Origin of the sequence: Marivivens marinus (assembly GCF_035969385.1) — a bacterium.
Taxonomy (GTDB): Bacteria; Pseudomonadota; Alphaproteobacteria; order Rhodobacterales; family Rhodobacteraceae; genus SELP01.
In genome coordinates this window covers 90,776-114,437 of the sequence record NZ_JAYKKJ010000011.1, presented here as the reverse complement: position 1 = coordinate 114,437, position 23,662 = coordinate 90,776, and the positions used below count along the sequence as shown (strand labels likewise).

20 protein-coding genes and 1 tRNA gene are annotated in these 23,662 nt (G+C 62.4%); 11 read left to right on the top strand and 10 right to left on the bottom strand.

Features of this window, described 5'->3' with window-relative positions; genetic code table 11:
- Positions 1 to 60: 60 nt before the first annotated feature.
- Positions 61 to 4,362: a Hint domain-containing protein gene (locus tag U3648_RS15580; protein WP_420860155.1), complete on the bottom strand. Its 4,302-nt coding sequence runs from the start codon at positions 4,360 to 4,362 to the stop codon at positions 61 to 63.
- A 662-nt stretch (positions 4,363 to 5,024) separates the two neighbouring features.
- A tRNA-Leu gene (locus U3648_RS15575) sits at positions 5,025 to 5,110 on the bottom strand.
- 101 nt (positions 5,111 to 5,211) lie between these two features.
- On the opposite strand from U3648_RS15575, the gene U3648_RS15570 reads away from it, so the two are divergent.
- Positions 5,212 to 5,790: a YqaA family protein gene (locus U3648_RS15570; RefSeq protein ID WP_420860154.1), complete on the top strand. Its 579-nt coding sequence runs from the start codon at positions 5,212 to 5,214 to the stop codon at positions 5,788 to 5,790.
- Positions 5,787 to 6,257: a disulfide bond formation protein B gene (locus tag U3648_RS15565; protein WP_420860153.1), complete on the top strand. Its 471-nt coding sequence runs from the start codon at positions 5,787 to 5,789 to the stop codon at positions 6,255 to 6,257. The genes U3648_RS15570 and U3648_RS15565 overlap by 4 nt, the downstream gene beginning before the upstream one ends.
- Here U3648_RS15565 and U3648_RS15560 read toward each other — a convergent pair.
- Positions 6,254 to 6,685 carry an Lrp/AsnC family transcriptional regulator gene (locus U3648_RS15560; protein WP_129681117.1) on the bottom strand — a complete coding sequence of 144 codons (432 nt, stop codon included), beginning with the start codon at positions 6,683 to 6,685 and terminating at the stop codon, positions 6,254 to 6,256. The two genes, U3648_RS15565 and U3648_RS15560, sit on opposite strands and share 4 nt — an antisense overlap.
- An 85-nt stretch (positions 6,686 to 6,770) precedes the next feature.
- Here U3648_RS15560 and rocF point away from each other — a divergent pair, with 85 nt between their 5' ends.
- Positions 6,771 to 7,703 carry an arginase gene (rocF, locus tag U3648_RS15555; protein WP_420860152.1) on the top strand — a complete coding sequence of 311 codons (933 nt, stop codon included), beginning with the start codon at positions 6,771 to 6,773 and terminating at the stop codon, positions 7,701 to 7,703.
- Positions 7,700 to 8,758 (top strand): ornithine cyclodeaminase, encoded by a 1,059-nt coding sequence (locus U3648_RS15550; protein ID WP_420860151.1) that lies wholly within the window; start codon positions 7,700 to 7,702, stop codon positions 8,756 to 8,758. Before rocF ends, U3648_RS15550 begins: the two co-directional genes overlap by 4 nt.
- 13 nt (positions 8,759 to 8,771) lie before the next feature.
- On the opposite strand, the gene U3648_RS15545 is transcribed toward U3648_RS15550, so the two are convergent.
- Positions 8,772 to 9,038 carry an usg protein gene (locus U3648_RS15545; RefSeq protein WP_129681123.1) on the bottom strand — a complete coding sequence of 89 codons (267 nt, stop codon included), beginning with the start codon at positions 9,036 to 9,038 and terminating at the stop codon, positions 8,772 to 8,774.
- A gap of 192 nt (positions 9,039 to 9,230) precedes the next feature.
- Between U3648_RS15545 and gyrA the strand changes: the two genes are divergently transcribed.
- From gyrA to gluQRS, 5 genes are all read left to right on the top strand, one after another.
- A complete protein-coding gene (gyrA, locus tag U3648_RS15540; protein WP_420860150.1) occupies positions 9,231 to 11,993 on the top strand; it encodes a DNA gyrase subunit A in 2,763 nt (920 codons plus the stop codon).
- A gap of 108 nt (positions 11,994 to 12,101) precedes the next feature.
- A complete protein-coding gene (locus U3648_RS15535; protein WP_420860149.1) occupies positions 12,102 to 12,383 on the top strand; it encodes a hypothetical protein in 282 nt (93 codons plus the stop codon).
- 27 nt (positions 12,384 to 12,410) lie between these two features.
- Positions 12,411 to 13,010: a porin gene (locus U3648_RS15530; RefSeq protein WP_420860148.1), complete on the top strand. Its 600-nt coding sequence runs from the start codon at positions 12,411 to 12,413 to the stop codon at positions 13,008 to 13,010.
- Between the two features lie 97 nt (positions 13,011 to 13,107).
- Positions 13,108 to 14,451 carry a methylenetetrahydrofolate--tRNA-(uracil(54)-C(5))-methyltransferase (FADH(2)-oxidizing) TrmFO gene (trmFO, locus tag U3648_RS15525; RefSeq protein WP_420860147.1) on the top strand — a complete coding sequence of 448 codons (1,344 nt, stop codon included), beginning with the start codon at positions 13,108 to 13,110 and terminating at the stop codon, positions 14,449 to 14,451.
- On the top strand, positions 14,448 to 15,317 hold the full coding sequence (gene gluQRS, locus U3648_RS15520; RefSeq protein ID WP_420860146.1) for a tRNA glutamyl-Q(34) synthetase GluQRS: 870 nt from the start codon (positions 14,448 to 14,450) through the stop codon (positions 15,315 to 15,317). Before trmFO ends, gluQRS begins: the two co-directional genes overlap by 4 nt.
- Before the next feature lie 24 nt (positions 15,318 to 15,341).
- Here gluQRS and hisI read toward each other — a convergent pair whose 3' ends face one another.
- Positions 15,342 to 15,701, bottom strand: a complete 360-nt coding sequence (gene hisI / locus U3648_RS15515; protein WP_420860145.1) for a phosphoribosyl-AMP cyclohydrolase — start codon at positions 15,699 to 15,701, stop codon at positions 15,342 to 15,344.
- A gap of 68 nt (positions 15,702 to 15,769) precedes the next feature.
- On the opposite strand from hisI, the gene U3648_RS15510 reads away from it, so the two are divergent.
- The gene (locus U3648_RS15510; protein WP_420860144.1) at positions 15,770 to 16,216 is read left to right on the top strand and encodes an iron-sulfur cluster assembly scaffold protein; all 447 of its coding nucleotides are present in this window, start codon (positions 15,770 to 15,772) and stop codon (positions 16,214 to 16,216) included.
- Positions 16,217 to 16,414: 198 nt separating this feature from the next.
- Here the strand turns inward: U3648_RS15510 and U3648_RS15505 are convergent, their stop codons facing one another.
- From U3648_RS15505 to sciP, 5 genes are all read right to left on the bottom strand, one after another.
- On the bottom strand, positions 16,415 to 16,537 hold the full coding sequence (locus U3648_RS15505) for a hypothetical protein (RefSeq protein WP_420860143.1): 123 nt from the start codon (positions 16,535 to 16,537) through the stop codon (positions 16,415 to 16,417).
- Positions 16,538 to 16,659: 122 nt separating this feature from the next.
- Positions 16,660 to 18,750, bottom strand: coding sequence for an ATP-dependent DNA helicase RecG (gene recG, locus U3648_RS15500; protein ID WP_420860142.1), 2,091 nt, complete (start codon positions 18,748 to 18,750; stop codon positions 16,660 to 16,662).
- On the bottom strand, positions 18,747 to 20,999 hold the full coding sequence (ligA, locus tag U3648_RS15495; protein WP_420860141.1) for an NAD-dependent DNA ligase LigA: 2,253 nt from the start codon (positions 20,997 to 20,999) through the stop codon (positions 18,747 to 18,749). The genes recG and ligA overlap by 4 nt, the downstream gene beginning before the upstream one ends.
- Before the next feature lie 163 nt (positions 21,000 to 21,162).
- Entirely contained in the window at positions 21,163 to 21,876 is a 714-nt protein-coding gene (ctrA, locus tag U3648_RS15490; protein WP_420860140.1) for a response regulator transcription factor CtrA, read from the bottom strand.
- Positions 21,877 to 21,971: 95 nt separating this feature from the next.
- Positions 21,972 to 22,250, bottom strand: a complete 279-nt coding sequence (gene sciP / locus U3648_RS15485; RefSeq protein ID WP_420860139.1) for a CtrA inhibitor SciP — start codon at positions 22,248 to 22,250, stop codon at positions 21,972 to 21,974.
- A 138-nt stretch (positions 22,251 to 22,388) separates the two neighbouring features.
- Between sciP and mnmA the strand changes: the two genes are divergently transcribed.
- Positions 22,389 to 23,525: a tRNA 2-thiouridine(34) synthase MnmA gene (mnmA, locus tag U3648_RS15480; protein WP_420860138.1), complete on the top strand. Its 1,137-nt coding sequence runs from the start codon at positions 22,389 to 22,391 to the stop codon at positions 23,523 to 23,525.
- Positions 23,526 to 23,662 lie beyond the last annotated feature (137 nt).

The window sequence follows — 23,662 nt, the reverse complement described above, 5'->3', positions numbered from 1 at the left end:
TCCCAGCCATCGCTGATCCTCCAATTTGCGGGACAAACTATCCCAGTTGGTGGACCACTTTCAGGGGGCTATTCCATTCCGCTGGCTGTTGCCGATGCCCTTGAGGCTATAGTCGCCCGGCTGGAAGCTTTCGGTCCAGGACCCGTTCGACAAGACGACCTCGTGGCGTTCGAACATGAAGTGGATGTAGCTGGTGTTCATCACATCCACCGCATGGATCCCCGGCGCCCCGACAAGGTGCTTGGCCGCGGCCAGAACTTCGCTTTCTTCGAAGTAGAGCTGGGTCAGCTCGGAGGCCACAAGCACCCGGTGGTTCGGCGACACGAGCATGTCGCGTTCCGGCAAACCATTCCCCAGCGCGCCAGCGCGGATCAGGATAGGCTTGAGGTGCGGGTTCTGGACCAGCTGACGGCCTGCCATCTCCTTGCGACCAACCCAGGCGATTTCCTGAATGCCGTTGTCGCGGGTGATGATCCGGTCGCCTTCGCGCAGGTCTTCCACCAGACGTTCGCCCTTCGGGGTCGCGATCGTGGTTCCCGGCGTAAAGCAGGGGATCACGTTCTCGATTTCCGAGAAGGTCATGGTGGAACCATCGAGGAAGTGCACGGTGCCCGCTTCGGGGTCGCCCGGCACATATTCGATGTAATCCACGTTGGACCCGGTCAGGTCCAGAACGTCCCAGTCGCCGTCATCGGGGTCTTCGCCGCCGACAACCACATCGTCCGCGTCGCCACCGATGAACAGGTCGTTCCCGAACCCGCCGTAGAGCATGTCGTTGCCCTGACCGCCGGTGAGCGTGTCGTCCCCGTCGCCGCCATAGAGCACGTCTTCGTCAACGCCGCCGTCAAGGCTGTCGTTGCCGGTGCCGCCATAGAGCACGTCATCATCGTCGTTGCCGGTGATGATGTCGTTCCCGGCCCCGCCATAAAGCGTGTCCATATTGTTGTCGGTCACCAGGTCTTCGCCCGGATCGTTGCTGTCACCGTCGCCGTCCAGATCGTCGGGCAGGTCCAGCACGTCGGTTTCCAGGCCGCCGATGATCAGGTCGTCGCCGTCGTCACCATAGATGACGTCGCCGCCTTCGGACCCGATGATCGTGTCATTGCCGTCGCCAGCACGGACCACGTCGGCGTCGATCCCGGCATCGATGTAGTCGTTGCCGGTGCCCCCGTAGATGGTATCGGCATCGTCACCGGTGGTGATGATGTCATCCCCCGCGCCGCCATAGACGGTGTCCATGTCGTCGTTCGGGATCGGATCGGCCGGATAGACGCCCGGGTAGCCGATATCCGGCAGCCCTGCCCCACCTGCGGTGTCGATCACATCGTTGCCGGTGCCACCATATACAAGATCGTTGCCCGACCCGCTGTCGATGTTGTCATCGCCACCGTTGCCGTGGACGGTGTCGTCGCCCGACCCGCCGGTGATGCTGTCCTTGTCATCTCCGCCGTAGATGCTGTCGTTGCCAGCACCGCCGGACAGGGTGTCTTCGCCGCCCTGGCCATAGACGGTGTCGTCGCCGGTGCCGCCGCTGACCACGTCGTCACCGGAGGACCCGGAAACCTCGTCATTGCCCGCGCCGCCATAGACGAAATCGCCTTCGGTGCCGCCTTTGACGATATCGTCGCCATCGCCGCCATAGAGCGTGTCCACGCCGCCCTGGCCGTTGATAGAGTCATTGCCGGTGCCGCCGTAGATGGTGTCGTCGTCGAAGCTGCCGACGATGGTATCGTCGCCCGCGTCACCGAACAGCGTGTCGTTGCCTGCAACCCCATGGATGAAGTCGTTGCCGTCGCCGCCATAGACCTCGTCGTCGCCATCGCCAGCAGTGATGCTGTCGTTGCCGCCGAAGCCATAGATCAGGTCATCGTTACCGGTGTCACCCGGAAGGACGGCATCGTTGTTGTCGACCATGTCCCCTTCGGGGTCGCCGGTGTAGCCAACATTGATCACGTCATCGCCCGCGGTGCCTTCGACGGTGCCGTCGGCAACCATGACGGTGACCGTGGCGCTGTCCGAATTCCCGTTCGGGTCTTCGATGGTGTAGTTGATGATCACTTCGCCTTCGACGCCCGCAGCGGGGGTAAAGGTGATGGTGCCATCGCCGTTGATCACCACCGAGCCTTGCGTCGGATCGGCGAGCGTGGCCGAGACCACGGTCAGGGGTTCGCCTTCCGGGTCGCTATCATTGGCCAGCACGTCGATCGTGACCGCGTTGGTCAGCGCCGTGTTGGCAATGTCGTCGAGCGCGACCGGGGCACCGTTGAACTCATCGCCGATGATGTTTTCGATCTCGGTAAAGGTGATCGTCTCGCCGGTCGGGTTGCCGTCGCCATCGACGAAGACAACCGTGCCATCATAGCCGTTCCCGTTCGAATCCGGGGTCAGGTCCTGCAGGATGTAGTTGCCCAAGCCGGTCAGGTCGAGCGTATCGTTGTCGTCGCCACCCGCGCCGCCATCCACCAGATCCCCGGCGCCGCCGATGATGGTATCCGCATCATCGCCGCCATAGATGGTGTCGGCATCCGCGCCACCGTCGATGACATCGGCGCCCAACTCGCCATAGATCTCGTCTTCGCCCGCGCCGCCGGTCAGGACGTCGTCAAAGCATTCTTCTTCCGACCCGACCGTGGTGAAGGAAATGTCGCCGATCCCGATGGTGCCGGAATAGGTCGCGGCGTCGCCGTTGTCATGGATGATCGTGAGGCTGGTGATCGGGCCTGCGATGGACACGGTCACGGTGTCGGGCGATCCGCTGCCTTCAACGCCGGGGTTCCAGTTGCCTTCGCCCTCGATCGTGCTGCCACTGATCGCGTGGATGTAGGTGTTCGAGAACACGACCGGAACCTGGTTCCCGTCGGCGTCAAGCGCGATCACGGTGACCTTGTCGTCCCAGGTGCATTCATCGGAATCCACGTCGAACAGTTCAAAACTGATATTGGTGACTTCGCCGGAGAAGCTGACCGAGACCTCGGTCCCGTTGGTCACACTGGCGCTGGTTAGTTCCGTCTCGCCTGCAATGGTGCCCATGTAGAAGGAATCGCCATTGACGTTGGTCGGCGTCGAAACCGTCACATCGATCGAGGAACCGCCGGAGGTGACCGTATTCACCCCGTCGATGTTTGCCCCGACAAAGGAGAAGGACATCGCGGTCGGGGCCGCAGCTCCCGCGCCGCCGACGCTGCCATCATAGTTGGTGTCGCCGCGGATCAGGTCGTTGCCCGCGCCGCCGTCGATAGTGTCGCAGCCTTCGCCGCCCATCAGCCGGTCGTCGCCGCCCGCGCCCGCGATGCTGTCGTCGCCAGCTTCGCCCCAGAATTCGTTGGTATAGGTGTCGGACGGGGCGCTGCCCGATTGGTCGAAGCCGATCAGCGTGTCGTCATGAGCGGACCCGATGGCCCCGTCGATGCCCTGGATGATGCTGTCGCCCTCGGCGTCGCCGCCCGACAGGGCGCCGGTTGCGAGGTTCACATAGACAGCGGAATCCGAGGCCGAGTAGTCGATGTTGTCCTGGCCGGCATTGCCCGCGAAGGCATCGTGGCCTTCGCCGCCAATAAACAGGTCATCGCCCGTGCCGCCGTAAAGAGTGTTGTCACCCGCGCCACCGGACAGCACATCGTTGCCACTTTCGCCATAGACGGTGTCGTCGCCGTCTCCGGCAAGCACAGTATCGTTGCCGCCACCTGCAAGGATCAGGTCGTCATTGCCGCTGTGGCCGCCGATGATGGCATCGTTGTTGTCGACCATGTCGCCCTGCGGATCGCCGGTGTAGCCCGCGTCGATCAGGTCGTCGCCTGCGGTGCCCGAAACCGTGCCGTCCAGGGTCGGCCCTGCAAGGTCAAAGGCAATGTCGCCCACGCCGACGGTGCCGGAATAAGCTGCCGCGTCGCCATTGTCGTGAATGATCTCAAGCTTCACGATCGGGCCGGGGATGCTGACCGTCACGCTGTCCGGAGCGCCGCTGCCTTCGACGCCGGAATTATAGTACCCCTCACCTTCGACCGTGCTGCCGCTGACCGAGTGGTAATACAGATCGGAAAAGTTCACCTCGACCTTATTGCCGTAGGCGTCATAGGCGTAGATCGTAACCTTGTCGTCCCATGTGCATTCGTCGGAATCGACGTCGAACAGTTCGAACGACAGGTTCTCCACCGCCTGGTCGAAGTTGATGACGATCTTGGTCGGATCATTCACGCAAGACGACTTGAGCCCGTCGGACCCGCCGGCCGTGCCTTTGGTCCAATAGTTTCCATCTACATTGGTCGGGGTGGAAACCGAGAACCCGATAGACCCACCTGTTCCCGATGCACTGTTCGTCCCGTCAATATTGGTGCTGGACCAATCAATCAAATAATCCGACATGTCACGACTTCCCTAAAGCCCTTGGCAGCGGACGGTTTCCCGTCCGGGCGTTCACGCAAAAGCAAGCAGAAGCGACCGCAGTCGGTCGGGGCACCACACACTCTTACGTTGGTTGACGGGCTTGCGCCCACCAACCGAAAATTGATGCGAAAGGACATCCCTCGCAGACTAACTCTTCGTTCGGATCAGAAGTTCTGATCGAACCCGACCGCCCCACTCGGCCGGTAAGCCCCCCAGTTGGGCTTTGTCTTGGATACCGGCAAGAATGTGGCAAAAAAAGCGAAAAATATTTGGATGAGAGGGGAAAAACGATTGGTGCGCCGCAATTTGGCCAGATTCTAGTTCGGTTCCACACTCCGATATCCTGCCGATTGTTTCTGATATCGAAACGCGACCTATCCAAAAGGTCAGGTCGCGGGCCGAATGGCGCAACTCATGGTGGAAAAAACGCGGGAGTTCTTGCATCTAGGCCCAAAACTGTTTCATGGCCCGCGACCGATCCGCCGCTCTTAACCATGCGCCAGATTCTTGCCTGATTTCGGAGGGAATTGTCCGCGATCTGTGAAAAGTCCGCTGTTGCCCCCCGGATCAGTTCCATTTCAGGCAACAAACACGATTCGATTCGTCGAAAATTCGATACTTGATGGGTTTTCAAGGAGTTCTGGTGCCGGTGGAGAGACTCGAACTCTCACGATGTTGCCATCGGCGGATTTTGAATCCGCTGCGTCTACCATTCCGCCACACCGGCCAGCGAAGACCGTCTAGCGCCCGGTCACGGCGGCGTCAACGGCCCATGGTTGACCTGCGCCCCGGATTAGGGGACTAAGGTCAAAACAAGGGCACCGAGCAATGATCCGCAGCCTGTATGACTGGACGCTGTCGCTGGCGAACCACCCGCGTGCGCTTTGGGCGCTGGCGCTGATTGCCTTCATTGAAAGTTCGGTTTTTCCGATCCCGCCGGATGTGCTGATGATCCCGATGATCATCGCCGCGCCGCGCCGCGCCTTCCTGATCGCGACAGTTGCCACCGTGTCGTCAGTGCTGGGGGCGCTCCTGGGCTATTACATTGGCGCGGTGCTGTTCGATACGGTCGGCCAGCCGGTGCTGGACTTCTACGGCAAGGGCGATGATTTCGCGGCCTTCGCAGACCGCTACAACGAATGGGGGGCATGGGCCGTCCTGATCGCGGGTGTGACCCCCTTCCCGTTCAAGGTCATCACCATCGCATCCGGGGCCACGGGGCTGTCGATCCCGGTGTTCATCGTCGCCTCTATCATCGCGCGGGCGTTGCGGTTCTTCATCGTGGCGGCCCTCCTGTGGAAATTCGGCCCACCCATTCGTGATTTCATCGAACGGCGTTTGGGTCTTGCCTTTACCGCCTTCTGCGTCCTTCTTGTCGGCGGTTTCATCCTAGTGAGGTATCTATGACCCGGACCCGACTGATCCTTCTGGCCGCCGGTGGGTCATTCGCCCTACTGGCCGGGGCGTTCCTGTTTCAGGCGCTTGGCTGGGCACCCTGCAAGATGTGCCTGTGGCAGCGCTATCCGCACGGGGCCGCAATCGGCATCGGGGCGCTGGCGCTGTTGGGTCTGGGCTGGCGTATCCTGCCCTGGTTGGGTGGGCTTGCGGCGCTGACCACCGCCGGGATCGGGATGTATCATTCGGGCGTCGAACAGAAATGGTGGGATGGTCCGGCAAGCTGCACTGCCTCTGGCGGGGCGCTGGACGGGCTGTCGGGCGCATCCCTCTTGCCCGGCGCCGCGGCGGAGGCCCCTGCCCTCGTGCTGTGCGACACCTTCACCCCGTTCCTCTTCGGCCTGTCGATGGCCAATTGGAACACGATCCTGTCGGTGGGCCTTGTCGTTCTCTGGCTGATGGCGGCGCGGCGGGCCTAGCGCCGTGCGGCGCGGCGGGTCGACAAGAGAAGGTTGGTCTCTGACCGGGTGACGCCCTCCAGCTTGCGAATGTCAAAGAGCACCTGATCCAGCGCCTCAAGCGTATCGGTCCCGATCTCGACGATCAGATCCCACGTGCCATTGGTGGTGTGCACGGCAACGACCTGCGCCATGCCGGTCAGGCGTTGGATCACCTTTTCGGTGCCGCGCCCCTCGATCTCGAGCATCATCAGCCCCCGCACCGGCGAGGCCGCGATATCGTTGCGGGTCAGGACCGTAAACCCAGCGATCTCGCCACTTTGGGACAGGCGGGCGATCCGGGCGCGGACGGTTGTCCGGGTCACGCCAAGATCGGCGGCAAGCTCTGACAGGCTCGCGCGGCCGTCGCGTTTCAAGGCAGCCAGCAGGCGCTGATCCAGTTCGTCCATGATGGGCATCCGTTTTGATCACTCCGCCCCCCTTTTGATCCTTTTGCCTGCTTTTGTCATCCCCGAAATGGCTAAAGTATAAAGCATGGAACAGACTCATATCATCTTGATCGGGGCCCCGATGGACAGCGGCAAGCGTCGTCGGGGCTGTCTTATGGGGCCGGACGCCTATCGGACCGCCGGCATCGCCGAGGCGATTTCAGAGCTTGGGCACAGCGTGACCGATATCGGCAATGTGGTGCCGGACAGGGTGACCGACGTCCCGGTCCTCAAGAACCCGCAGGTGCACGCGCTGGCTGAAACCATCGGCTGGACACAGGCCCTGATGCGCAGCGCGCAAGAGGCAGCGCCGAAAGGGCTGCCGATCTTCTTGGGCGGCGATCACGCGCTGGCGCTCGGTTCGGTCGCAGGAATGGCGGCCCACGCACAGGCACAGGGGCGGCCGCAATTCGTCCTGTGGCTGGACGCCCACAGCGATTTCCACACGCCTGAAACCACCGGCTCCGGCAACCTGCACGGCACGCCCGTGGCCTATGTCACCGGTCAGCCGGGGTTCGATGGCTTCCCCGCCCTGCCCGCGCCGGTGCCCACCGAAAACGTTTGCATGATCGGCCTTCGGTCGGTCGACGGGGCGGAAAAGGCGGCGCTGGAGCGACTGGATGTCTCGCTTGCCGATATGCGGACCATTGACGAGGTCGGGATCACCGCGCCGCTGACCGCCTTCCTGAACCGGGTCGCGGCGGTTAACGGGATGCTACATGTCTCGCTCGACGTGGATTTCCTCGACCCGACCATCGCGCCCGCCGTGGGCACGACCGTTCCGGGCGGGGCCACGGTGCGCGAAGGCCATCTGGTGATGGAACTGCTGCATGACAGCGGGCTGGTGACCTCGCTCGACCTCGTGGAACTGAACCCCTTCCTTGATGACCGGGGCAAGACCGCCAGCCTGATGGTGGACCTCACCGCCTCGCTTCTGGGGCGGCGCATCTTTGATCGACCTACGCGGAGTTTCGCATGACCACCCCTTCCGATCTGGCCCTCGTGCCCTTCGTCTCTGTCGACCACATGATGGGGCTGGTGCATCACATCGGCATCGAACAGATGCTGATCGACCTCGCCGCCGAGATCGAGGCGGATTTCAAGCGGTGGGAGCTGTTCGACAAGACCCCGCGCGTTGCCTCGCACAGCCCCGTCGGGGTGATCGAACTGATGCCAACCTCGGACGGCGAGATGTATGGGTTCAAATACGTCAATGGCCACCCCAAGAACACGCGCGAAGGGCTGCAGACCGTGACCGCCTTTGGGCTTCTGGCGGATGTGAACACCGGTTATCCGAAGCTTCTGACCGAAATGACGATCCTGACGGCGCTGCGGACGGCGGCGATGTCGGCGCTGGCGGCCAAATACCTTGCCCCCAAGGGCGCGCGGACAATGGCGATGATCGGCAATGGTGCTCAATCGGAATTCCAGTGCCTTGCGTTCAAGGCGATCTGCGGGATCGATACGGTTCGGCTGTATGACGTCGACCCCAAGGCGACGCTGAAATGCGCCACCAACCTGCGCGGAACGGGCCTGACGGTTGTGTCCTGCGACAGCGGCGAAAGCGCGATGGAGGGGGCGGAAATCATCACCACCTGCACGGCGGACAAGCAGTATGCCACGATCCTGACCGACAACATGGTCGGCAGCGGCGTGCACATCAACGCCATCGGCGGCGACTGCCCGGGCAAGACGGAACTGGCGGCGCCGATCCTGCACCGGTCCGAGATTTTCGTCGAATACCCGCCGCAAACCCGGGTGGAGGGGGAGATCCAGCAGCTGGACACCGACCATCCGGTGACAGAGCTGTGGCAGGTGATGACCGGTGCCGCCGAGGGCCGCCGGGACGCGCGACAGATCACCCTGTTCGACAGCGTCGGCTTCGCGATCGAGGATTTCAGCGCGCTGCGCTATGTCCACCGGGCGATTCAGGGGACGCGGTTCTTTACCAACCTGGACATGCTGGCCGATCCGGACGATCCGCGCGATCTGTTCGGGATGGTGGCGCGTGCCGCTCCGGGGGCGGTGGGTTAAAACCCACCACCTTCTAATGGTAGCGGAATTCGCCCACCACGTTGCGCCATTCGCCTGGGCGGATCAATTTGCGGTGAGTATAGCGGACCGAATGCAACGGCCCCTCGATCTCTTCCCGCCAGAAGGAAATGAACCCCAAGAGCCTATCGTGATCCGGGGCAAGGTCGTAGTCCTGCCAGATGAAGGTATTGAGAACGTGCGGATGGTCGGGCATGTGATAATAAAGCTCGGCCGTCGTCAGCCCATAGCCCTTCAGCATCAATTCGGTTTCGGTGGTCATAACGCCCCCTTTTATCTGCCTGATGGGAAAATGAGATCACAACCATATTAATTGTCAATTAAAACAAAATATTAGCAGCCGATCCCTGCGGCTGCCAAACTGGCTGGGCTTATGGCGTTGCACCCCATATCCGGGGTCTGATATAACACCGCAAACAAGATATAGCAGCCTTTGGGCAGACAGGCGGACGACGTGAGCGATACCCCGGAAACCCCTGAAAACGAAGAAGAAAAGCCGATCCCGCGCAGCACCTGGGAGGGGCCCAGCATCTCGATTACCTCCGAGATGAAGACCTCTTACCTTGACTACGCGATGAGCGTGATCGTCAGCCGGGCCATTCCGGACCTGCGCGACGGGCTGAAGCCGGTGCACCGCCGCATCCTTTATGCGATGCATGAAACCGGCAATACGCACGACAAATCCTACCGCAAATCGGCCCGCCCCGTGGGCGACGTGATGGGGAAATACCACCCCCACGGCGACAGCGCGATTTACGAGGCACTGGTGCGGATGGCGCAGGATTTCTCGATGTCGCTGCCGCTTTTGGACGGTCAGGGCAACTTCGGGTCGATGGACGGCGATAATGCGGCCGCCATGCGCTATACCGAGGTGCGGATGGACAAACCCGCGGCTTATCTGCTGGCCGACATCGACAAGGACACTGTCGATTTTCAGGACAACTACGATGGTAAGGACCGCGAACCGACCGTTCTGCCCGCCCGTTTCCCGAACATGCTGGTCAATGGCGCGGGCGGCATCGCCGTCGGCATGGCCACCAATATCCCGCCCCACAATCTGGGAGAGGTGGTGGACGCGACCCTTGCCCTGATCGAGAATCCCGATCTGTCGTCCGAGGACCTGATCCATTATGTCCCCGGCCCCGATTTTCCGACCGGCGGCATCATGCTGGGCCGGTCCGGCGCGCGGAAGGCATATCTGGAGGGCCGCGGGTCGGTCGTGATCCGGGCCAAGACCCATGTGGAGGAGATCCGCAAGGACCGTTGGGCGATCATCATCGACGAGGTCCCCTATCAGACCAACAAGGCCACGATGATCGACCGCATCGCCGAAGCGGCGCGGGAAAAGCGGATCGAAGGCATTGCACATGTGCAGGACGAGTCCGACCGCAACGGTGTGCGTGTGGTGATCGAGTTGAAGCGGGACGCAACCGCCGAGGTGGTGCTGAACCAGCTGTTCCGCTTTACGCCGATGCAGACCTCCTTCGGCTGCAACATGCTGGCGCTGAACGGGGGGCGGCCCGAACAGCTGACCCTGCGCAGCTTCCTGACCAACTTCATCGACTTCCGCGAAGACGTGGTGGCGCGGCGCACCGCGTTCGAACTGCGCAAGGCCCGGGAACGCAGCCATATCCTGTGTGGTTTGGCGGTGGCCGTGTCCAACGTGGACGAGGTCGTGGCCACCATCCGGTCGTCCCGCGATGCGGCGGAAGCCCGTGAAAAACTGATGACCCGCCGCTGGCCAGCCCATTCGATCGTCGAGTACCTGAAACTGATCGACGACCCGCTGCACCCGGTCAACGACGACGGCACCTATAACCTGTCCGAGGTTCAGGCCCGCGCGATCCTTGACCTGCGTCTGCAACGCCTCACCCAGATCGGGGTCAAGGAAGTCACCGACGAGTTGGAAGAGCTGGCCGGCAAGATCAAGGAATACCTTGCCATCCTCGCCAGCCGCGAGCGTATCATGGGCATCATCGCGGACGAGCTGCGCGAAGTGCGCGAGTTGTTCGCCGTTCCCCGCCGGACCGAGATTGTCGATTGGTCGGGCGACATGGACGACGAGGACCTGATCGAACGCGAAGACATGGTCGTGACCGTCACCTCGGGCGGCTATATCAAACGCACGGCGCTGGCTGACTTCCGCGCCCAGAAGCGCGGCGGCAAGGGCCTGTCGGGGATGCAGACGAAGGAAGAGGACGTGGTCACCACCCTTTTCGTCGCCAACACCCATACGCAGCTGTTGTTCTTCACCACCGATGGCATGGCCTACAAGCTGAAGACCTGGCGCCTGCCGCTAGGTGGCCGCACCGCCAAGGGCAAGGCTATCGTCAATATCCTGCCGATCCCGACCGGCGTATCGGTTGCCGCAATCATGCCGGTCGACCGGCCCGAGGATGATTGGGACGCTCTGCAGATTGTCTTTGCCACTTCCAAAGGGTCTGTGCGCCGCAACCGCCTTTCGGATTTCACCAATGTGAAATCCAACGGCAAAATCGCGATGAAGTTCGAAGGCGATGATGAAAACACCCGTCTGATCGACGCCCGGATCTGTTCCGAAGACGACGACGTGATGCTTGTGACCAATTCGGGCCGTGCGATCCGCTTTGCGGTGCCGGATGTGCGGGTCTTTAATTCGCGCAGTTCGACCGGGGTGCGGGGCATTCGCCTGCTGGGCGATGACGAGGTGGTGTCGATGTCGATCATCCGCCACTTCAACGCGGAATCGGACGAACGCGCCTCCTATCTGAAGATGCGCCGCCTGATGGCTGGCGTCACCGACGACGAGGCCGCCGACGAAGAAGGCGACGCGGATACGCCGCTTCCCCAGGACCGCTATGCCGAAATGTCCGCGGCTGAAAACCTGATCCTGACAATCACGGCGCAGGGTCTGGGCAAATTGTCGTCCAGCCATGACTACCCGATCCGGGGCCGTGGCGGGATGGGCGTGACCGCTTGGGAAAAATCCATGCGGGGCGGCGACATCGTGGCCTCCTTCCCGGTCGAGATGGATGACCAGATCATGCTGGCCACCTCCAAGGGGCAGTCGATCCGGGTTCCGGTAGAGGGCATCAGCTTCCGTTCGCGCAGCGCGGGCGGTGTACGGGTATTCAACACCGGCAAGGGCGAAGAGGTCGTCAGCGTCGCTTGGATCGCTGATCAGGGCGATGAGGACGAAGGGCCCGTCTCTGACGCTGTCCAGACCAACGACGGTTGAACGGGTAATGTCACACGTGCCGGGGATCGGTCCAGACGGACTGGTCCCCGGCAGCGTGTGATGTTATGATTAACTCATTCTAAAATTCATTGCATGATGGGGAAGATCATGAAAATCACAACCTTGGCCGGTGTCACGGCCGCTACACTTGTTGCATCCTCAGGCGTCGTTCTGGCGGAAGGTTCCAATACCTACAGCGGCTACTACGGAAGCTTCGATCACTTGTCCGACCCAAAAGGAAGCGGTCACCAACTGACTTTCGGCCTCGACCGAGAGTATGACTTCGGCAATGTCGTGGTGTTCGGCGGGCTTTCCCATACTGAATTTGGTGGGGATTTTCCCGACTTTGGGTTTTCGCTGATCAATATTGGCGCCGGATACAAGATCTAGCCTGAGATCATCGTTGGTGCCGAGCTGTTGAACTATCTCGACGACGATGGCGACAGCGATCAGGAACTCGGCCTGTTCGCGCAATATGACGGCGGTGCAACGCGGGCCGCTCTTTACGTGCAGCGTGACCTCAATAACGGATCGGGGTTCTACGGCGGCATCTACGGCGAATTCATGCCCAGCCCGCAGCTTGACCTTCGCGCGTCGATGGAATTCTCGGACGACGGGGCGGAATGGTTCCAGGTTGGCGGTGACTACAAGATCAACCAGTTCACCGTGTCAGCAGCCTTTGCAACCGATCCAAATGCCGATGACTTCAACATTTCTTCTCTGGGCCTGGGCTACCAGATCAACGACCAGTTCGGCGTGGATGTCGGGTTCAGTTGCTGGGATTCGGGCGACGAGTACATGCAGTCGGTTCGGTTGGGTGGCAGCTTTGAACTTGCCTCCGGCGTCGATATCGAAGCCTATGTCGGACGCAGCGAGTTCAGTGTCGGGCCCCAGCTGCGCACCTTTGGCATTTCTCTGAAGTTCGAGACCGGTCAACGGGGCATCATCCATCGTGACCTGATCGAGAAGTCCTATGACGACATCGGTGGAGGCCTGCCGATCTTCATGGTCTTCTAAGCGCATTTCGCCTAGTGCGACGATGGGGCGCCTTCGGGCGCCCCGTTTTGTTTTCGGATGTATTGCACGGCCCCTTTGGCCCCGCTACATCCCCAATATGACAAAGACACTTCATATCGTGGGCGGCGGCATGGCCGGGTCCGAGGCGGCATGGCAGGCGGCACAGGCCGGAGTGCGCGTGGTGATCCACGAAATGCGACCCAAGGTCGAAACCTTTGCCCATCGCACCGGCAATCTTGCCGAAATGGTCTGTTCCAACTCGTTCCGGTCAGATGACAATGAACAGAATGCCGTGGGGCTGTTGCATTGGGAAATGCGGCAGGCAGGCGGGATCATCATGGACACGGCCTATCGCCACCGGCTGCCGGCCGGGGGGGCGCTGGCGGTGGACCGCGACCCGTTTTCCGAAGATGTGACCGCCGCGCTTAAGGCGCTGCCGAATGTCTCGGTGTCATATGAAGAGGTGACAGAGCTTCCCGATCAGGACCACTGGATCTTTGCCACCGGGCCGCTGACCTCCCCGGCCCTGGGCGCGGCGATCCGGGCGGAAACCGGAGCCGAGGCGCTGGCCTTTTTCGACGCCATCGCGCCGATCGTCTACTTCGACAGCGTCAACATGGACGTGGCCTGGATGCAGTCCCGCTATGACAAGGGCGAGACCGAGGAAGAGCGCACCGCCTACCTCAACTGCCCGATGACCAAGGACCAATACGAGGCTTTCATCGACGCGCTGCTTGCCGCCGATAAGACGGAATTCCACGAAGGTGAAACCGCAGGCTATTTCGACGGTTGCCTTCCGATTGAGGTGATGGCCGAACGCGGACGCGAAACCTTGCGCTTTGGGCCGATGAAACCGATCGGGCTGACCAACGCCAATGATCCGACGAACAAGCCCTACGCGGTTGTTCAGTTGCGCCGGGACAACGCGCTGGGGACGCTTTACAACATCGTCGGGTTCCAAACCAAGATGAAGTATGGCGCACAAACCGCTGTTTTTCGAATGATTCCGGGGCTTGAAGATGCGCAGTTTGCGCGTCTTGGCGGCATCCATCGCAACACCTTCATCAACTCGCCCACGCTTCTGGACGATCAAATGCGGCTGAAATCGCGGCCCAATATTCGCTTTGCCGGGCAAATCACCGGGGTTGAGGGTTATGTTGAATCGGCGGCCATGGGCCTTTTGGCCGGGCGACTTGCCGCCGCCGAACTACAGGGCCGAGCGGTGCCTTCGGTGCCAGATACCACCGCAACCGGCGCGCTGGTCACCCATATCACCGGCGGGGCGGATGCGAAGACCTTCCAGCCGATGAACGTGAATTTTGGCCTGTTCCCCCCGGTTGACGGGCTGAAAAGCGGACGGCGCGGGCGCAAGGACCGTTACAAGGCCTATACCGACCGGGCCAAGGTGGACTGGCGGGGCTGGCTGGACGCGCAGGGGTGATCACCCGCTTTGCCCCCTCGCCAACCGGCCCGCTGCATCTGGGCCACGCTTACGCGGCGATCTATGCGCATGACATGGCGCGGGCGGCAGGCGGTCAGTTCCTGTTGCGGATCGAAGATATCGATCAGACCCGCGCGCGGCCCGAATGGGAACAACAGATCTATGACGACCTGACCTGGCTTGGGCTGACATGGGATGGACCGGCGCTTCGGCAGTCCGACCGGATGGACCGATATGAACAAGCGCTTGTAAGGCTATGGGATATGGGCGTTTTATATCCCTGCACCTGCAATCGGCGCGATATCCTTGCCGCCGTGGCCGCGCCGCAGGAAGGCGGATTGATCCTGACCGGGCCGGACGGGCTGATCTATCCGGGCACCTGTCGGCCCGGGACCGCGCCGGTTGGTCCATTGCCCCGGGACACCGCCCTGCGGTTAAACATGAAGGCCGCGCTGGATCATATTGGCAAAAAATCGTTTTCCTTCCTTGAACGCGGCGCCGGTCCGGCCGGTGAACATGGGGAAATCACCATTTCCGACGATGCGCTGGTCGAGGCCGTTGGCGATGTGGTTCTGGCCCGGCGTGACATGGGGACATCCTATCATCTGGCAGTCGTCGTCGATGATGCGGATCAGGGGATCACCGATGTGACGCGCGGTGCCGATCTGTTCGAGGCAACCAAGATTCATGTTGTCCTTCAGTCGCTTCTTGGCCTTCCTTCACCCACCTATCACCATCATCTGCTGCTCCGCGATGACAACGGCAAGCGGCTGGCCAAACGGGATGACGCCCGCGCGATTGCCAAATACCGCGCCGAGGGTGCATCCCCGGAGGATATCCGGCGGCGTGTCGGTCTGTCGGTATAGGTGGGACTTGTCCCGCCGTCCCCGTCAGCGCTCCGGCGCCATCAGCTCCACCTCTCCCCCGTCCCGCACGGCTGTGTAGAAACAGCTGCGCCGATTGGTGTGGCAGGCAGGGCCCGTCTGATCGACAAGAACCAGCAGGCAATCGCGGTCGCAATCCACGCGGAAATCGACAAGCCGCTGCACATGGCCAGAGCTTTCGCCTTTCACCCAGAACGACTGCCGCGAGCGGCTCCAATAGGTGACTTTGCCAGTCTCAAGGGTCCGCGCCACGGCCTCCGCATTCATCCAGGCCATCATCAGCACCTCGCCCGAGCCATGATCCTGCGCGATTGCGGGGATCAGACCATTGGCATCATACTTTAGGCTAGCTGGGTCGAAAGACATGGGATTTCCCTTTTGCATCCGGGCACAGGACCCTATCTAAGGGGGGAAATCACGAAGGGCAAACCGCCATGTCGTCCGACGCCGACCTGATCAAGCTTTATTCCGGCCGCATCCTTGCACTGGCCGCCGACATGCCGCGGACCGAGCGGCTGACCGCGCCAGATGCCACCGCGCGCAAGCGGTCGCCGCTCTGCGGATCGACGGTGACGGTCGATATTGCGTTGAAGGACGGCAAGATCACCGACTACGGACAGGACGTGAAGGCCTGTGCGCTGGGGCAGGCCTCGGCGGCCGTGGTTGGGGCCAATATCGTTGGGTGCAGTCGCGACCAGGTGCAGGCTGGCCGTGATCAGCTTTATGCCATGCTGAAGGAAGGTGGCCCCGCCCCGGATGCGCCCTTTGACGCGCTTGCGGTTCTTGAACCGGCGCGGGACTACAAGAACCGCCATGCGTCGATCCTGCTGGCCTTTGACGCGACCCTTGCCGCGCTGGACGAAGCCGCGGCCAACGCCTGACCTAATCGCGAAAAAAGAAACCGCCGCACATCCGGGACAGGATGGCGGCGGCAGGCAGAGAGTGTTCGCGTGGGACCCGGTTACCGTCCGATTGGGGAGGCAGACCCCGGTGATGACTGGGACAGGCAGTTCAGTCTGGCATCGCAGTTTGGGACAGGCGATGCGGGGACGGACCGGCGCGAAACTCCGGGCAGAAACTCAGAATAGTCCCGGCAACCACAGGCCGGCATAAAGAAGCACGATCAGGGACACCGCACCCAACATGTCGCTGATCAGCGTGTCGCGGCTGCGGGTGATGCTGGCTTTGATCTCTTGGGCCATTGGGGCGTCTCCTGCTCTGGTGTTCTCTTTGTTGCCCCTTTGTTCTCATATGGTTAACGCCGTGTAAAGAACTTTATAAGAACATTAGTGAACTTTTTGGAACATCCAGAGTGGGGTTTCCCCTAACCCACTGAAATCAAACGGATCGCCCGATCCTGTTCCATCAGCCAGAGGAGTGTCCGCGCGGCCTGTCCCCGCTCGCTCGTCAGCCCGGGGTCGTCGTGCAGCAGTTTTCGCGCGTCGGATTGGGCCATCTGCATGACCGCGGCCTGCCGTTCCAGATCGGCTACCCGGAACCGCGGTAGCCCCGATTGCGCGGTCCCGATCACATCGCCTGCGCCGCGCATGGCAAGGTCTTCCTCGGATATGCGGAACCCGTCCTCTGTCTCGCGAAGGATTTCCAGCCGCCGACGCCCACCTTCGGTCAGGGGCGGCTGATACATCAACAAGCAGGTCGAGGCGGCGGCCCCGCGCCCGACCCGCCCGCGCAACTGGTGCAATTGCGCCAGCCCGAAATGTTCGGCCCGTTCGATCACCATGATCGAGGCGTTGGGCACGTTTACCCCCACTTCGATCACCGTTGTCGCGACCAGAACGGATGTCTCTCCGGCGACGAAGCGGGCCATGGCCGCGTCCTTCTCGGACGGGGGCATTTGCCCGTGGACCAGCCCCACCACCCCCTCGCCAAGCGCCGCGCGCAGCACCTTGAACCGTTCTTCGGCGGCGGTCATGTCGCTGACTTCGCTTTCCTCTACCAGCGGGCAGACCCAATAAGCCTGACGCCCCTCGGCCACGGCGCGGCGCAGGTGGTCCACCACTTCGTCCATCCGGCCGGTGCTGACCAATGCGGTTTTCACTGGGGTCCGTCCCGGCGGTTTTTCGTCCAGAACCGAGACGTCCATATCGCCATATTGGGCCAGTGACAGCGACCGGGGGATCGGCGTGGCGGTCATCACCAAGACGTCCACGGCCAATCCCTTGGCCCCCAGTTCCATCCGCTGCGCAACGCCAAAGCGATGCTGTTCGTCGATCACCGCCAGCCGCAGGTCATGGAATTCCACATCCTTCTGGAACACCGCATGGGTGCCCAGAAGGATCTGGATTCGCCCCTCCCTCAACGCCTCCAGCTTGGCCCGACGCTCCGCGCCCTTATCCCGCCCTGTCAGCAATTCGACCACCACGCCCGCCGCCTCGGCCAGCGGCCGCAGCCCGTCTAGATGCTGCCGGGCAAGGATTTCGGTCGGGGCCATCATCACCCCCTGCCCGCCTGCCTCGACCGCGATCAGAAGCGCCATCAGCGCGACCAGCGTCTTGCCCGCGCCGACATCCCCCTGCAACAGCCGGTTCATCCGGGTCTCGGCCGCCATATCTGCGGCGATTTCATCAAAGGCGCGGGTTTGCGCATTCGTGGGGGTGTAGGGAAGCGTGGCAAGAACCTTGCCCCGCAGATGTCCGTCGCCCGTGCTGGCCCGCCCTTTGCCGCGCCGCAACTGCTGCCGGGCCAGCGCAAGGGTCAGCTGATGGGCGAACAATTCGTCATAGGCCAGCCGCTGACGCGCCGGATCGTGCGGCGACAGATCGACCGAGGATTCGGGCGCGTGGGCCGAGACAAGCGCATCGCGCCAATCGGGCCAGCCTTCGCGGGCCTTCAGCCCCGGATCAATCCATTCCGGCAGGTCCGGAGCCATCGCCAACGCCGAGCGTGTCGCCTTGAACATGGTCTTTTGCACCACGCCGGAGGTAAGCGGATAGACAGGTTCATAGGGCGGGATCTGATCCCCCTCCTCGACCGGCAGGATATGATCGGGGTGCGGCATCTGCGCGATCCCGTCGAACAACTCGATCTTGCCCGACACCACACGCCGCTGTCCGGTCGGCAGCACCTTTTGGAGGTAGTCGCCACGGGCGTGAAAGAACACAAGCTGAAACTCGGTCTCTGCGTCCGTGACGTGCACCCGGTAGGGCCGCCCCTTTGTGCGTGGCGGATGGTGCATCCCCACGGTCACCTCGACCGTGACGGTCGCTGGGGCAACCACCTCGCGGATCGTGGCGCGGCGGCGGCGGTCGATCCCCGAATGCGGCAGGGTAAACAGCAGGTCGCGCGGCTTCTCCACCTCCAACTGGCCCATGTGCTGCGCCGTCTTCGGCCCCACACCGTCCAGCGCGGTCAACTCGCCGAACAGCGGCCAGAGGATTTCAGGGCGGCCGCTCATGCGTCCCCGATCAAGGCGAGCCAGCCGTCTTCGTCGATGGTTTCGATCCCTAGGTCCGCGGCCTTTTTCGCCTTGGACCCGGCGCCCGGACCGGCGACCAGAAGGTCGGTCTTGGCACTGACCGATCCGGCCACCTTGGCCCCCAGCGCTTCGGCCCGTGCCTTTGCCTCGGCCCGTGTCATCTTTTCCAGGGTTCCGGTGAACACCACCGTCTTGCCCGCGACGGGGCTGTCGGTTGCGCGTGCCTCGGGCGGGACCGGGGTCAGATGGGACAGCAGGCGGTCGATGGCGGCCCGTTCGTCGGGGTTGGCCAGCGCGTCCGACAGGGACAGGGCCATGACCGGGCCAATGCCGTCCGCGCCGATGAGGTCAGACCATGCAGCGGTCGCGTCGTCGGGAATGTCCTGTCCGGTAAGGGCGGCCGCGCGAGCCTCTGACACCCGGGCGCGGCGGTTCTCCATCGTGGCGGCGGCACGTTCGGCCTCTGCCGCCTCGTCCGCGGCCCTATGGGCCAGTGCGGCCGGGCGCGCCGTATCAAGGGCAGACGCAAGCGCCTCCCACGTTGAATAGTGGCGGGCCAGATCCTGGGCGGCGACTTCGCCCACATGCCGAATACCTAGCCCAAAGATCAGACGGGACAGGGGAATTTCCCGTTTATCTGCAATGGCTTGAAACAGGTTCTTCGCGCTGGTTTCGCCCCAGCCCTCGCGGTTCTTCAACTGCTGAAGTCCCGTGCCAAACCGGGCCTCCAGTGTGAAAATATCCGCCGGTTCCGCGATCCAGCCGTCTGCGTGGAATTGCTCCACCTGCTTGGACCCCAGCCCTTCGATATCGAAGGCAGCGCGGGAGACGAAATGTTTTAGTTTTTCAACGGCCTGCGCGGCGCAGATAAGGCCTCCGGTGCAGCGGCGCACCGCGTCGCCCTCCTCGCGAATGGCGGGAGAGCCGCAGATCGGGCAGGTTTCGGGGAAGACATAGGGCTGTGCCCCCTTGGGCCGTTTGGTCAGGTCCACATCGGCAACCTTGGGGATCACATCACCCGCGCGGTAGACCTGTACCCAATCCCCCACCCGAATGTCCTTGCCCCCGCGAATCTCGTCCCCATCGGCCCCGCGTCCGGCGATATAGTCTTCGTTATGCAGCGTGGCATTGGACACGACGACGCCACCCACGGTGACCGGATGCAACCGCGCGACGGGTGACAGCGCCCCGGTCCGGCCCACCTGAATGTCGATGGCCTCCAGCCGGGTCCAGGCAAGTTCGGCCGGAAATTTATGCGCAATAGCCCAGCGGGGCGTGGTCGAGCGGAACCCGAGCCGCGCCTGAAGCGACAGGTCATCGACCTTATAGACCACCCCGTCGATGTCATAGCCAAGGGTCGCGCGCTGGTCTTCGATGGCGCGGTAGTGGGCGATCATTGCCTCGGGGCTGTTGCAGAGCCGGGTCAGCGGGTTTGTCTGGAACCCAAGGTCGGCCAGCCGCTCGATCGCGCCCATTTGGGTGTTGGACAGGGGCGTGCTCAGCGCCCCCCAGGCATAGGCAAAGAACCGTAGTGGCCGGGCGGCGGTGATCGTCGGGTCAAGCTGGCGCAGCGAACCGGCGGCGGCGTTGCGCGGGTTGGCGAAGGTCTTGTCGCCCTTCTCGGCTTGCCGAGCGTTCAACGCCTCGAAATCCGCATGGGCCATATAGACCTCGCCCCGAACCTCCAGCACCTCGGGCGCGCCGGTCAGGGTCTGGGGAATATCCGCGATAGTGCGGGCGTTCGCGGTGACGTTTTCGCCGGTTTCACCATCGCCACGTGTTGCCGCCTGCACCAACGTGCCGTTTTCATAGCGCAGCGACAGCGACAGCCCGTCGATCTTGGGCTCGGCGGTGTAGGCCAGCGGCGCGTCGGGCCCGAGGCCAAGGTAGCGGCGGATGCCCGCATCGAAATCGGTGATGTCCGCGTCTTCAAATGCATTCGACAGTGACAGCATCCGCACCGCATGGCGGACCTTGCCGAATCCGTCCGAAGGGGCGGCGCCGACCTGTTCCGAGGGGCTGTCAGGGCGTTTGAGGTCGGGAAACCGCGCCTCGATCGCGGCATTGCGCAGTTTCAGTGCATCATAGTCCGCATCGCTGATCTCGGGGGCGTCGTCGCGGTGATAGGCAGTGTTCGCCCGCGCCAGCGCATCCGCCAGCCGCGCCAGTTCCTGCGCGGCCTCCTCCCGGCCAAGTTCCGATACCGCTTTGGTCTTCAGCGCCGTCACGAATGCCCCCTTCACCGATCAGACCTTTCCCTCGGTTCGTGCGGGTCCGGGGAAGGTATTGACCAAGTCTTAGGGGGCAAGGATTGCCCCGTCCAGTGGCGCCAGCCCTCAAGCTCCGTGAGTGGTGGGGCCAGCGCCGCTGTCCGGGAGAAAACGACAGCCGTCAGGCGCCGACGGCGAGCCGTTCGCTATCCGATCCGGTGTCGGGATCGCGCAGCACATACCCGCGGCCCCAGACGGTTTCGATGTAATTGTCACCACCGGTTGCCTGCGACAGCTTCTTGCGGAGCTTGCAGATGAACACGTCGATGATTTTGAGTTCCGGTTCGTCCATGCCGCCATAGAGATGATTGAGGAACATCTCCTTGGTCAGGGTCGTGCCCTTGCGCAGGCTGAGCAACTCCAGCATCTGGTATTCCTTGCCGGTCAGGTGCACGGGCGTGCCGCCGACATCGACGGTCTTGGCATCAAGGTTCACCGCGATCCGCCCGGTCTTGATCACCGATTGGGCGTGGCCCTTGGACCGGCGAATGATCGCATGGATGCGCGCGACCAGTTCTTCGCGGTGGAAGGGTTTGGTCAGGTAGTCGTCGGCGCCCGACCCAAATCCACGCAGCTTCGATTCGGTTCCATCCTCGCCCGACAGGATCAGGATCGGCGTGTCCACCCGTGCCAGCCGCAACTGGCGCAAGACCTCGTGTCCAGTCATGTCGGGCAGGTTGATGTCCAGCAGGATCAGGTCGTAGTCATAAAGCTTTGCCAGATCGATCCCTTCTTCCCCGAGATCGGTCGTATAGACGTTCAGGTTCGCGTGGGTCAGCATCATTTCGATGCTTTTCGAGGTCGTTGGGTCGTCTTCCACCAAAAGAATGCGCATCCCGGGGTCTCCGCTTGTCTCAAATCATCTTCGTTAACCTAAATGGCAATTGGTTAATTACCCGTTACCGGACGATTTGAGCTTGGCAGTTCGCCTTAGGGTTGTCTATACTTTTGAAGCGCGGTGGCTTTCAACGCAGCTTCCCCATGCAAGGTTACGGCGGTTTCCCACTCCCGGAATTCATCGTCGGACAGGCCATAGTCGTTCAGCGCTGTTTCGCGCGAGATCAGGCCCGAAGCCACCGCGCGCACCACCGCAGCCTTTCTTGACGCAACCCATCGACGGGTATCCCGAGGCGGAAGATCCGCACGGGTCATGATCGTTCCGTCGGCCAGGGTCACCGCCCTTGGGCCTTCCACTTTTCGCAAATACATCTCTCTCACCCCTCTCGGTCCTCAGACGAAAGCAGGGTCAAACTGGGCGGACAGCCTTAAGAACGGGTGAAACCGCCTCTTGAGAGTATGTCGCATTTTCCTATATTCCGGCAGACCTCAGACCCGATTGGAAAGCCCATGCCGCTTGACCCTGCCCTGAACTCGCTTGGCTTTGCCAAACCGCCCTCGGAAACGCGGGTGGTGGTGGCCATGTCCGGCGGCGTCGACAGTTCCGTGGTGGCCGCGCAACTGGCCGAGGAAGGCTATGACGTGGTCGGCGTGACGCTGCAGCTTTACGATCATGGTGCGGCGCTGGCCAAGAAGGGCGCCTGCTGCGCCGGGCGGGATATCCACGATGCCCGCCGGGTGGCCGAGGAAATGGGGTTTCCGCACTATGTCCTCGACTACGAGAACATCTTCAAGGACGCGGTGATCGACGAGTTTGCCGATAGCTACCTTGCCGGGGCGACGCCAGTTCCCTGCATCCGCTGCAATGAACGGGTGAAGTTCAAGGATCTTCTGGCCACGGCCAAGGACCTTGAGGCCGATTGCATGGCCACTGGCCACTATATCCAGCGCAAGATGGGGCCAAACGGCCCGGAACTGCACAGCGCCGAAGATGCGAACCGCGACCAGTCCTATTTCCTGTTCTCGACCACGCCGGAGCAGCTGGACTATCTGCGGTTCCCGCTGGGCCATCTGCCCTCGAAAGAGGCAACCCGGCGATTGGCCGCGAAATACGGGCTGGCGGTGGCGGACAAGCCCGACAGCCAGGACATCTGCTTTGTCCCCAACGGCAACTATGCCGCGGTGATCGAAAAGCTGCGCCCCGGCGCGGCCGAGCCGGGCGAAATCGTGGACGTAGACGGAAAGGTTCTGGGCACCCATCGCGGGGTGATCCACTACACCATCGGACAGCGCCGGGGCCTTGGCATCGGTGGGCTGGCCGATCCGCTGTATGTGGTAAAGCTGGACGTGGACACCCGGCAGGTGATCGTCGGCCCGAAGGAGATGCTGGCCACGCGGAAAATCCCGGTGCGCGAGATCAACTGGCTGGGCGATGGCGCCTTTGAGGATGCGTCCGAACGCCAAGTTCTGGTCAAGGTGCGATCCACCCGCCCCCCGCGCGAGGCGGTGATCCGCCCCATTTCCGCGACCGAGGCAGAGGTTGAGCTGGTCGTCCCCGAGGAGGGCGTCAGCCCCGGTCAGGCCTGTGTCTTCTATGAAGAGGGCAGCAGCCGTATCCTTGGCGGCGGCTGGATCTGGAAGGGCTGAGGGGGCCATGGGTCAAGACCCATGGTGACAACAAAGGGGCTCTGCCCCTCTGGCCCGTAACCGGGCCATTCACCCCGGGATATTTATTGACCCAAAGAAGGGGACAGCACTTCAGGATCCTTGAGTGCTTGTCACCT

Excerpts from the sequence above, each read along its gene's own strand:
- U3648_RS15565 (WP_420860153.1), top strand. The coding sequence starts at position 5,787 with ATGACCCGGACCCGACTGATCCTTCTGGCCGCCGGTGGGTCATTCGCC.
- U3648_RS15545 (WP_129681123.1), bottom strand. The coding sequence starts at position 9,038 with ATGACCACCGAAACCGAATTGATGCTGAAGGGCTATGGGCTGACGACG.
- U3648_RS15535 (WP_420860149.1), top strand. The coding sequence starts at position 12,102 with ATGAAAATCACAACCTTGGCCGGTGTCACGGCCGCTACACTTGTTGCA.
- hisI (WP_420860145.1), bottom strand. The coding sequence starts at position 15,701 with ATGTCTTTCGACCCAGCTAGCCTAAAGTATGATGCCAATGGTCTGATC.
- U3648_RS15560 (WP_129681117.1), bottom strand. The coding sequence starts at position 6,685 with ATGGACGAACTGGATCAGCGCCTGCTGGCTGCCTTGAAACGCGACGGC.
- rocF (WP_420860152.1), top strand. The coding sequence starts at position 6,771 with ATGGAACAGACTCATATCATCTTGATCGGGGCCCCGATGGACAGCGGC.
- mnmA (WP_420860138.1), top strand. The coding sequence starts at position 22,389 with ATGCCGCTTGACCCTGCCCTGAACTCGCTTGGCTTTGCCAAACCGCCC.
- U3648_RS15505 (WP_420860143.1), bottom strand. The coding sequence starts at position 16,537 with ATGGCCCAAGAGATCAAAGCCAGCATCACCCGCAGCCGCGACACGCTG.
- trmFO (WP_420860147.1), top strand. The coding sequence starts at position 13,108 with ATGACAAAGACACTTCATATCGTGGGCGGCGGCATGGCCGGGTCCGAG.
- ctrA (WP_420860140.1), bottom strand. The coding sequence starts at position 21,876 with ATGCGCATTCTTTTGGTGGAAGACGACCCAACGACCTCGAAAAGCATC.
- U3648_RS15550 (WP_420860151.1), top strand. The coding sequence starts at position 7,700 with ATGACCACCCCTTCCGATCTGGCCCTCGTGCCCTTCGTCTCTGTCGAC.
- U3648_RS15510 (WP_420860144.1), top strand. The coding sequence starts at position 15,770 with ATGTCGTCCGACGCCGACCTGATCAAGCTTTATTCCGGCCGCATCCTT.
- sciP (WP_420860139.1), bottom strand. The coding sequence starts at position 22,250 with ATGTATTTGCGAAAAGTGGAAGGCCCAAGGGCGGTGACCCTGGCCGAC.
- U3648_RS15580 (WP_420860155.1), bottom strand. The coding sequence starts at position 4,362 with ATGTCGGATTATTTGATTGATTGGTCCAGCACCAATATTGACGGGACG.
- U3648_RS15570 (WP_420860154.1), top strand. The coding sequence starts at position 5,212 with ATGATCCGCAGCCTGTATGACTGGACGCTGTCGCTGGCGAACCACCCG.
- recG (WP_420860142.1), bottom strand. The coding sequence starts at position 18,750 with ATGAGCGGCCGCCCTGAAATCCTCTGGCCGCTGTTCGGCGAGTTGACC.